At 69.9% G+C, this 7,642-nt stretch carries 6 protein-coding genes; all 6 read right to left on the bottom strand.

Annotated features, from left to right (window positions below; all coding sequences use genetic code 11):
* Positions 1-164: 164 nt before the first annotated feature.
* The 6 genes from AB0N89_RS29145 to AB0N89_RS29120 all read right to left on the bottom strand — a co-directional run bounded on the left by AB0N89_RS29145 (position 165) and on the right by AB0N89_RS29120 (position 7,561).
* A complete protein-coding gene (locus AB0N89_RS29145; protein WP_364210751.1) occupies positions 165-1,514 on the bottom strand; it encodes a cation:proton antiporter in 1,350 nt (449 codons plus the stop codon).
* A gap of 39 nt (positions 1,515-1,553) precedes the next feature.
* Positions 1,554-2,630: an alpha-hydroxy acid oxidase gene (locus AB0N89_RS29140; RefSeq protein WP_364210748.1), complete on the bottom strand. Its 1,077-nt coding sequence runs from the start codon at positions 2,628-2,630 to the stop codon at positions 1,554-1,556.
* Complete coding sequence (gene hppD, locus AB0N89_RS29135; protein WP_364210745.1) at positions 2,627-3,685, bottom strand: 4-hydroxyphenylpyruvate dioxygenase; 1,059 nt, start codon at positions 3,683-3,685, stop codon at positions 2,627-2,629. Before hppD ends, AB0N89_RS29140 begins: the two co-directional genes overlap by 4 nt.
* Before the next feature lie 110 nt (positions 3,686-3,795).
* Complete coding sequence (locus tag AB0N89_RS29130) at positions 3,796-4,986, bottom strand: cytochrome P450 (protein WP_364210742.1); 1,191 nt, start codon at positions 4,984-4,986, stop codon at positions 3,796-3,798.
* A gap of 14 nt (positions 4,987-5,000) precedes the next feature.
* Positions 5,001-6,734, bottom strand: coding sequence for an amino acid adenylation domain-containing protein (locus AB0N89_RS29125; RefSeq protein WP_364210739.1), 1,734 nt, complete (start codon positions 6,732-6,734; stop codon positions 5,001-5,003).
* Positions 6,731-7,561: an alpha/beta hydrolase gene (locus AB0N89_RS29120; protein ID WP_364210736.1), complete on the bottom strand. Its 831-nt coding sequence runs from the start codon at positions 7,559-7,561 to the stop codon at positions 6,731-6,733. The genes AB0N89_RS29125 and AB0N89_RS29120 overlap by 4 nt, the downstream gene beginning before the upstream one ends.
* Positions 7,562-7,642: the final 81 nt, after the last annotated feature.

The following is a 7,642-nucleotide window of genomic DNA, read 5'->3' as shown; positions in this document are numbered from 1 at the left end:
AGATTCCCGGCTTCGCGGCGTCATCCGCGGGTACCACGCGGACATCGACCTGCGGAGCCTCAACCGCGGCGTGCAGGCGATGGTCTCGGCGCAGGGCCCGAATCGCCACTCACGACCCGCTTGACCCAGTCCGGTCAGGCAGGTCGTCCACTCGCGCCCGCGGGCTACAGCGGCTGTTCCTGCTGGCTCTTCGCCGTTTCCGTGGTCCACGCCCGGTGCTCGCTCTCCCGCACCTCTTCCTCGGCGGTCTGCTCCACCCTCTTCATCGCGAACCGCAGGATCGGCGGCGCCATCAGCGACGTGACGATCGCGACGAGGATGACGATCGTGTAGATCTCCACGCTGAGGATGCCCAGCCGCAGGCCGACCATGGCCACCACGATCTCGATGACGCCGCGCGCGTTCAGCCCGGCCCCGAGCGCCAGCCCTTCCCACTTGTTCAGGCCGCTGAGCCGCGCCCCGGCGTACGCGCCGACGAACTTGCCCAAGATGGCCAGCGCGAGCACCGCCAGCCCGGTGAGGAGGACTTCCGGGCGGATCAGCGCGGTAAGGTCCATCCGCAACCCGGCCGTGGCGAAGAAGACCGGCGCGAACACCGACAGCACGACCGTGCGCAGCGGGGCCAGTTTGGCCGGATCGACCTTGCCCGCGCTGCTGATCAGGATGCCGCAGACGAAGGCCCCGAAGATCGCCTCCAGGCCGAGCGCCTGCGTACCGGCGGACGCCAGGAGTATCAAGACGACGGCGGCGGCGACGGTGAGCCCGGGACCGTCGGACTTGGCCGCGGTGCGCAGCACGCCCCGGACCAAGGGCCTGCCGATGGTGAACGCGAAGACGATGACGGCGATCAGGTAGCCGAGCGAGAGAAGCACGGCGCCGGCCGACACCGCGGTGACCGCCATCGCGCTGACGACGGACAGCAGGAACCAGCCGAAGGCGTCCTCGATCGCGCCGGCGGCGAGCGTGAGCTGTCCGACGTTGCGGTGCAGCAGTTTCATGTCCATCAACGTCTTGGCGATGACCGGAATGGCGCTCACGCACAACGCCACCCCGAGGAAGAGCGCGAAAACGGTGATGTCCGTGCCCTCGGGAACCAGCATCTTGGGCAGGACGTAGCCCGCGCCGACGCCCAGACCGAGAGGAACGATCAGGCCGCCGAGCCCCACCCCCGCCGCCGCGCCGCGCCGCCGCCGGAGCAGTCCCATGTCCATCTGCATGCCGGTGAAGCCGACCAGCAGGATGACACCGATCTGGCCGACGGCGTCGAGAAGGTGGTACTGCTCGCTGACGGCGGGAAAGAGCCAGCCGTGCACCGCGGGTGCGGCCCAGGCCAGCAGGGACGGGCCGAGCAGCACCCCGACGACCAGCTCGCCGACCACCGCGGGCATCCCGAACCGGGCGGCCAGCCGTCCGAAGACCACGGCGAGCAGGAGCAGCAAACCGACCTGGAGCAAGAAGAGCAGGAGACTGTGCGCGGCGATCGGGGCGATCGGCGCGGGAAGCGAGAGGAACACTTTCCTCCTTCGGGAAGGAACCACCGCGGACAGAACGGATCAGCTGTATCGAGGGGCCTTCGTGTTCAGCCGCCGGGCCGCGCTCACCGAGTCGCAGCCCGCCAGACCCAGCGCGTTCCGGAGTTCGACGGCGAGCAGGTCCAGCACCTGCCGTGCGCCGTCCTGGCCCGCGGAGGCCAGGCCCCACATCACCGGCCGCCCGAGCAGGACGGCCGACGCGCCGAGCGCGAGCGCCTTGAGGATGTCGCCGCCGGTCCGGATTCCTCCGTCCAGCAGTACTTCGCAGCCGCCGGAGACCGCGTCGGCGATCTCGCCGACCATCTCGATCCCCGGTACGGCGCCGTCCAACTGTCGGCCTCCGTGGTTGGACACCACGATTCCGGCCACTCCCGCGTCGACCGCGCGCGTGGCGTCCTCGACCGCGAGGATCCCCTTGAGCACCACCGGAAGATCGGTGTGCGCGCGGACCGCCTCGACGGATTCCCAAGTGGCCGCCGCGAACTCCCGCGCGGTGTGGTCGGCGACGGCCGAACTCCCGCTCGTCCGGCGGTGCGCGGCCGCTCCGGCGTCGAAGTTGGCCGCGGTCACCGATTCCGGCAACGCGAAGCCGTTCCGCATGTCACGCAGCCGGCGTCCCATCCACGGCACGTCCACGGTGAACACGATCGCCTCGCAACCGGCGTCCTCCGCGCGGCGGACGAGTTCCAGGCACCGTTTCTCGTCGCGCAGCCAGTAGAGCTGGAACCAGGGCCGTCCGCCGACGGCCGCGATGTCCTCCAGCGGAACGCTGCTCAGCGTGCAGATCGTGTACGGCACACCGGCGTCGCGTGCCGCACGGGCCGCGGCGAGCTCGCCCTCGGGATGGAACAACCGCTGGTACGCGACCGGCGCGACCGCCACGGGCAGCGCGGCGCGCCGGCCGAGAACCTCGGCCTCGACGGTGGCATCGGTCAGATCACGCAACATCCGGGGGATCACGAAGATCCGTTCGAGTGCAGCGCGGTTGGCCTCCAGCGATGCCTCCGTGCCGCTGCCCCCGGCGAGAAAATCCCAGATCTCGCCGGGAAGGACAGCGCGCGCGGCCCGTTCGAGGTCGTGCAGGGAGAGGTGGGTCATCGGCGGGCGGGGCCGTTGCTCTGCCCGGTCCGCTCCAGCTCGACGGCTTCGTACAGGGCCTTGATGTTCGAACTGCCGAACGTTCCCGCGCCCTGCCGCTCGATGATCTCGAAGAAGATCGTCTTGCGCGGATGGGTGGAGGCGGTGAAGATCTGGAACAGCTGGCCACCGTGGTCCTCGTCGGCGAGCAGCTTCGTCTCCCGCAGGTCGTCCAGCGAGTGCGTCTCCAGCTCGATCCGCTCGCCGAGCAGGTCGTAATAGGTGTCCGGGGTCTTCAGGAATTCCACGCCGCGCGCGGAAAGCTCCTTGACCGCGCGGACCGCGTCCGGGCTGGTGAAGGCGATGTGCTGGATGCCCGCCCCGTGGTGTTCCTTGATGAAGTCGTCGATCTGGCCCGGGTCGGCGGTCTTGTCGGGCTCGATCAGCGTCAGGGTCACCGCACCCGAAAGGCTCTGCACGACGGTGGAGTTCATGGCCTGGGAGCCGACCACGATGTGCTCCTCGAAGATCTGCTTGAAGCCGAGGGCGCGCTCGTAGAACGCCACCGTGGGGCCGAGATCCCCGGCGTTGAGGCAGACCGCGAAGTGGTCGATGAGGTTCAGCTCCACGCCGTCCTTGCCACGGACGGTCGCCTGCGCGTCCTCGGAGCCGTCATGCTGGATCAGGGTGTGCACGACGTCGCCGAAACCGCTGACGGTGGCCGTGACGACCGAGTCCGCCCGCTTCTCCGGCTCGCGGACGGGTTCCGCGCCGCCCTTCACCGCGGCCGCGAAGGCGGCGGCCACGTCCGGCGTGCGCAGCGCGATGTCGGCCACGCCGTCACCGTGGGTCTGCAGGTACGTCGCGCCGGGGTGACGGTCGGACAGCGGCTCGGTGAGGACCAGGGCGATCTCGGCGTGCCGCAGCGTCACGCTCCGGTGGTCGGCCGACCGGTCGGTGGCGACGACGGAGAAGCCGTACTTGTCCATCCAGCCGGACGCGGCCACCTCCAGGTTGGCCACGTACATTTCCACATGATCGATCTCGAAATTCTGTGTGCTTTCTTGAGAAGACAAGACATTCCTCCGTGGAATAGATTCGATCCGCATTCACAGGATGACGCGAAGCCCAGTGCGCTTCAATGGTGTCCGTTTGACACTTCCGTCCACATCGGACAGAGCCGGGCTCAGCGTCCGGTGAACCGCACCGGGAGTTCCCGGTACCCCTGCACGACGACCGCGCGCAACCACGACGGTTCCTTCACCAGGTCCACCCGCGACACTCGTCCGGCCACCTCGCGCAGCACGACCGCCAGCTCGATCCGCGCGAGGGCGGAGCCGAGACAATGGTGCATGCCGTGCCCGAAGGCGATGTGCCGGTTGGGTTTCCGGTCCGGCCGGAACGTGTCGGGATCGTCGAAGACGGCGGGATCCCGGTTCGCGGCGGGAAGCCACGCGACGACGGGCGTGCCGGGTTCCAGGTCGCGGCCGTTGATCGTGACCTCGCCTGTCGACACGCGGAGCACGTGCATCGCGGGCGAGGTCCAGCGCAGCACCTCGTCGACGACGGTGTCGACGTCCGCGCCGCCGTCCCGGACCGCCGCGAGAAGTCCCGGCACCGTGGCGAAAGCGTGCACCGCGCCGGTGATCGCGTGCCGCGTGGTCTCGTTGCCGCCGATCAACACGTTGTCGCAATTGAGGACCACGTCGTCGAGCGAGAGACCGTCGTCGGACAGCAGGGTGCTGACGAGGTCTTCGCCCGGGCTTTCGCGGCGCGCGCCGACGAGCTCGTCGAAGTAGACGAGGATCTCGGTGTGCGCCTGCCGCGGCGTCATCCCGTCGAACAGCTCGTCCTCACCGCCGAACGCGTGATTGGTCAGGTCGATGAGCATGTCCTGGTCCTCGACGGGAACACCGAGGATCTCGCAGACGACGGCGGCGGGAATGCGCGGGCCGATCGCCGCGGCGACGTCGCACACCTCGCCGTCGAGCACCCTGTCGAGCACCGCGCGCACCTCGGTCCGCACCCGCTCCGACAGCTTCCGCGCGGCCGCCCTCGACAGCAGCGGCCCGACCAGCTTGCGCAGTTTCCGGTGCTGGTCCTGTTCGGAGACCACCATCATCTGGCCGCCCGAGTTGTCGGGATGATCGCGGTCGAAACCGATCATCATCCCGTACTCGGAGGTGAACGGCGCCGACGGCGCGAGGACCGCGGCGCACGCCTGATGCGAGAACACGGACCAGAAGCCGCCGGGCGAACTGCCCGGCTCGCTCCACACCATCGCGTCTTCCAGCGCGAGTTCGCGCCAGCGGGTGTGGCGGTCCAACGTCGTGTACAGATCGGGATTTCCGAGATCGACGGCTGCCGTCGTCCGCATGAATGGTCTCCAGGTCAGGTGTGAGCGCCGTCGAGGACCTTGGCGAGCCGCGCCACCGTCGGCGCGTCGAAGAAGGCCTGCACCCTCAGCCGGATCTTCAGCCGCTCGCGGATCCGGCTCACCAGACGCGTCGCGAGCAGCGAGTGGCCGCCGACTTCGAAGAAGCTGTCCTCGACGCCGACGCTGCTGACGCCGAGCACTTCGGCGAACAGCTCGGCCAGGATGATCTCGGTGGGGGTGAGCGGCGCCCGGCCCGCCGCGCGTCCGGCGTGCTCCTCTTCGGGAGTGGGCAGGGCGACGCGGTCGATCTTGCCGTTCGGCGAGACCGGCAGGCTCGGCAAGCCGACGACCACGTCGGGCACCAGGTACGCGGGCAACCGCTTCCGCAGCGGCGACAACAGGTTTTCGGTGGTCACCGGCGCGCCGGCGGCGCCGACCACGTAGGCGACGAGCCGGTTCTCGTGCTCGGTCACGACGGCCTGGGCCACGCCGTCCACCGCGAGCAACGCGGCCTCGACCTCGCCGGGCTCGATGCGGTGGCCGCGCACCTTCAGCTGGTCGTCGACCCGGCCGACGAAGACGTACTGACCGTCCGGGCGCGTCCGCACGCGGTCTCCGGTGCGGTACATGCGGCCGCCCGGTCCGCCGAACGGATCCGGCAGGAACCGCTCCGCGGTCGCGGCCGCTCTTCGGAGGTAACCGCGGGCGAGACCGGGGCCCACCGTGTAGAGCTCACCCTCGTCCCCGTCCGGCACGGGCCGCAGCCGATCGTCCAAGACGTAGGTCCGGACACCGGTGATGGGCCTGCCGATCGGCGGGGTGTCCTCACCGGTCAGCGGCTCGCTCGCGGTCACCGCGACGGTGACCTCCGTCGGGCCGTACGCGTTGATCATCACGCGGTCCGGCGCCCAGCGTTTCGCGACCGGCGCGGGGCACGCCTCACCCGCGACCAGCAGGGTCAGCCCGGCGGGCAGGCCGCCGGCCTCCTCCAGCGGCGCCAGCGCGGATGGCGGCAGCGTGACGTGGGTGATGCCCTGGTCGCGTACCAGCCTGCCGAGCGGCTCACCGGGGACGAGGTCCGGCGCGGACGCCAGCACCAGGCAGCCACCGGCCTGCCAGATCGGCCAGAACTCGGCGACCGCGGCGTCGAAGCTGGGCGACGCGAAGGCCAGCAACCTGCTGGAAGGAACCAGTTTCTGGCGACCCACGTAGTCGTCGGCGAGGTTCGGGATCCCGCGGTGCGTGACCAGCACGCCCTTCGGTTTCCCGGTCGAGCCCGAGGTGTAGATGACGTACGCGGGGTGGTCGGGAAGCAGCGGGGCCAGCCGGTCCCGATCGTCCAGGTTCGGCTCGGACCCGCCGGGGTCCCGCTCCACGTCCAGGATCACGGAAGCGCCGGCCACGTCCTGGCCGGGCAGGCGCAGCAGGCAGTGCGCCGCCGTGTCGTCCAGCATGTGCCGTTTGCGTTCCTCCGGATAGTCCGGATCGACGGGCACGTACGCGGCTCCCGCCTTGTGCACGGCCAGGATCGCGATGACGAACTCGATCGACCTCGGCATGGCCAGCGCGACCAGCCGCTCCGGGCCGACGCCGTGCGCCACGAGCCTTCGGGCGAGCCGGTTGGCCTCGCTGTTCAGCTCGGCGTAGGTGAGCGTGGCCGAGTCCATCGCCACCGCGGGCCGATCCGGCAGCACGGCCGCGGTCGCCTCGAACAGGGCCGGTGTGGTGGCCGCCGAAAGGACGGTCATGCGGTCTCCCCCAGTGTCTCGCGGGATTCGGTGCGGAGGAACCGGAGCAGCTCCCGGTTCACCGCCTCGGGGTTCTCCAGGTAGCCGAAATGCCCGCAGCCGGGAATCGTGCGGAAGGTCGCGCCCGGGATCACGGAGGCCAGCTCCAGTCCGGCGGCCGGTGGCGCGACGAGGTCCTGCTCGAAGGAGACGACGTGGCAAGGAACCTTGATCGCGCGGTAGGCGTCGAGACGGTCGGGCAACGCGCTCAGCAGCAACTGCGCCCGGACCCCCGGGCCCCAGGGCCCCGCCGCCTCGAACAGGTCGAGCCAGTCGCCGGTGAGGTCGTCGTCGGCGAGTGTCGCGGGGCCCAGGTTGTGCATGGCGCGGATCGCGGCGAGAAACCCCGGGGGCAGCTCGGTTCCCTGCTCGATCAGCTTCGCTTCGCCTTCCGCGAGCACTCGCTGGACGAGACTGCTCTTGCCGCAAGCGGCCATCAGCAGGACCGAGTCCAGCAGTTCCGGACGCGCGAGTGCCAGCTCCTGCGCGATGTACGACCCCATCGACGTGCCGATCACCCGGCAGGGCACCGCGTCGAGGTAGTCGATCACCGCGGCGACGTCCGCGACGAGGTCTTCGACGGTGAATCCGTCCGCACCGTCGTCGCTCGGCGGAATCCCGCGGTTGTCCATGGTGATCACGCGGAAACCGGCGGCGCGGAGCGCGGGTACCTGATACAGATCCCACACCGAACTCGGCGCGCCCGTCCCGGTCAGCAGCAGGACGGGCGGGCCGTCGCCACAGTCGTTGTAGGACAACCGGATCCCGTTCTCGGTTGTCATCAGCATGATGCTCCTCCCCAAGGTGCCGCGGCACGAGGCCGACCGTACCTTCAGAGATCGAGTGTCCGAAGTATTCGGCGATGGACA

This window comes from Amycolatopsis sp. NPDC089917, from assembly GCF_040684635.1.
Lineage (GTDB): Bacteria > Actinomycetota > Actinomycetes > Mycobacteriales > Pseudonocardiaceae > Amycolatopsis.
The sequence above is the reverse complement of the archived record's forward strand: the minus strand, read 5'-3'. Positions and strand labels throughout refer to the sequence as shown.